Source organism: Pseudonocardia sp. SID8383 (assembly GCF_009864975.1).
Classification (GTDB): domain Bacteria; phylum Actinomycetota; class Actinomycetes; order Mycobacteriales; family Pseudonocardiaceae; genus Pseudonocardia; species Pseudonocardia alni.
Map to the genome: position 1 here is coordinate 1 of NZ_WWFY01000305.1, position 2,192 is coordinate 2,192.

Annotated in this window: 2 protein-coding genes; one reads left to right on the forward strand and one right to left on the reverse strand. The window is 75.7% G+C overall.

What is annotated here, in order from left to right:
* Nucleotides 1-198: 198 nt before the first annotated feature.
* Nucleotides 199-786: an NADPH-dependent FMN reductase gene (locus GTW08_RS07605; protein ID WP_073576623.1), complete on the forward strand. Its 588-nt coding sequence runs from the start codon at nucleotides 199-201 to the stop codon at nucleotides 784-786.
* 7 nt (nucleotides 787-793) lie between these two features.
* Here the strand turns inward: GTW08_RS07605 and GTW08_RS07610 are convergent.
* A partial coding sequence (locus GTW08_RS07610) for a MadC family VWA domain-containing protein (protein ID WP_161151661.1) occupies nucleotides 794-2,192 on the reverse strand: 1,399 nt, incomplete at its 5' end.

The window sequence follows — 2,192 nt, forward strand, 5'->3', positions numbered from 1 at the left end:
GTCGGGTGCCCCGAGCGGGCCGGTCCCGGCGAACGAGGTGACCAGCCGCGGCGACGCCGCGTCGGCCGGCGCGCCGCACGCCGCGAGAGCCGGGATCCCCGCGAGCGCCGCGGACGCACCGGCGGCCCGCAGGAACGAACGACGGCTCAGCTGCACGACACCAGGGTGCCGGGTCGGGTGACGGTTAGAGTCGCCGGGATGGACCTCCTCGCGATCTCCGGCAGCCCGTCCGACCCGTCGAAGACCGCGCTGCTGCTGGAACTGGCGGTGGCCAGGGCGGCCGCGCACGACGATGTGTCGGCTGAGCTGCTCGCCCTGCGCGACCACGACGTCGTCTTCTCCGACGGCCGCGACCCCGCCGACTACACCGGCGACACCCGCGCGGTGATCGACCGGGTCGTCGCGGCGGACGCGCTCGTCGTCGGCACCCCGATGTACCGCGGCAGCTACACGGGCCGGCTGAAGAACCTGTTCGACGTGCTCCCCAACGACGCACTGGCGGGCAAGCCCGTCGGGCTCGTCGCGACCGGGGGCACCGACCACCACTTCCTCGCGGTCGAGCACGAGCTCAAGCCGCTCGTCGGGTTCTTCCGGGCCTGGGCGGTCCCCGGCGCGGTGTACGCGAACAACACCCACTTCGACGGCGGCGCGCTCGTCGACGACGGCGTCCGCGACCGGCTCGACGCGCTGACCGACGCCGTCGTCACGTTCGCACGGCGGATGCCCCGCGACGCCGCGGGCGCGGCCGCCCCGGACATCCCGCGCCGGTCGCTGCGCGAGGGCTGAGCACCGCTCAGGACAGGGCGTGCCCCAGCTCGCCCGCCCCGGCGAGCAGCTCGTCGGCGTCGCGGGCGACCAGCACGTGGTCGAGGACCTCCTCGTACTCGCCCATGGCGCAGGACGCCTGGTCCCAGTAGCGGCGCTGCTCCGGGGTGATCCACCCGACCCGGTACGCGCGGCGGGCGAGGCGGCGCAGCTCGTCGGTCCCGGGCGGGAGGCCGTTGGACCGGCCGTCCCCGACGAACAGGACGGCGGTCCGGGAGTCGACGGCGTCGGCGAAGTCCTCGTTCAGGGTCCGGAGCACCCGCCCGTAGTCGCTGGTGGCGTCCAGGTCGATGCCGGGCGCCGCGAGCACGGCGGCCAGTGCGTGGTCGTCGTGCGCGGCCATCAACAGGTCGGTGACCTCGACCGGGGTGTCGACGTAGGCGAGCACCCGGCAGCGGAACGCCTGCCGGTGCAGGGTGCGGGCGAGCCGGAGCACGAACGCGGTGATCGACCGCACCGACAGCGACACGTCCGCGACGACCAGCAGCCGCACCCGGTCGGGGACCTTCGCGCGGTGGTGCAGGTGGAACGGGACGCCGTCGCTGCGCATGCTGCGCCGGACCGTGTGCCGCACGTCGAGCGGACCGTGCGCGTGCTCGCGGGGCACCCGGCGCGGCGCGCCGCGCATCCGGTGCAGCAGCTCGTGGCAGGCCTGTGCCATGTCCGCGGAGTCCAGCGTGTTCCCGCCGGCCCCGGTCTCCGGGCCCTCGGCCCCGGTGGTCGCGACCCGCTCGGCCAGCTGGGCGACGAAGTCGGTGATCGCGTCGACGAGCCGGTCGAGCTGGATCTGCGAGAGGTCCTCGCCGTCGGGACCGTCGGCGTAGACGGCGTGCGGGTCGTACTCCGCGAGCCAGGCCAGGATCGCCTCCGGGTCGTCGAAGGCGATCTCGCCCGACGCCTGCGTGGTGGCCCCGGAGGTGAGCTCCCGGCCGACCGCGGCCCCGGCGCGTTCGAGGTCGACGGTGTAGGTCGTGCCGCGCCGGCCCCGGTCCTCGCCGGAGGAGACCGACAGGTCCTTGTCCGAGCCGCCCAGCGAGGCGTCGTCGTCGTCGCGGTGGGGGTCGAACCCCTTCTCCTGCTCCGGCGCGTCGAGCAGGTCGCCCACCTCGGCGGCGCCCGGGTCGTAGCCGGCGTAGCGGCCCAGCGGGTCGTCGTCCTCGGTGAGGTCCAGGTCCCCGGGCAGGCCGTCGCCGCCGGGCTCGCGCAGGGCGGGCCCCGAGCCGCCGGCCGCGCCGGGACCGTCCGCGGCGACGAGGCCGAAGAACGCGTCGAAGGCACGCTCGAACCCGGGCCGCTCGTGGGCGTACTTCACCGTCACGGCGCGCAGCCCTGCGCGCAGCCGCCCGGTGTCCGCCGCGCCGAGCAGC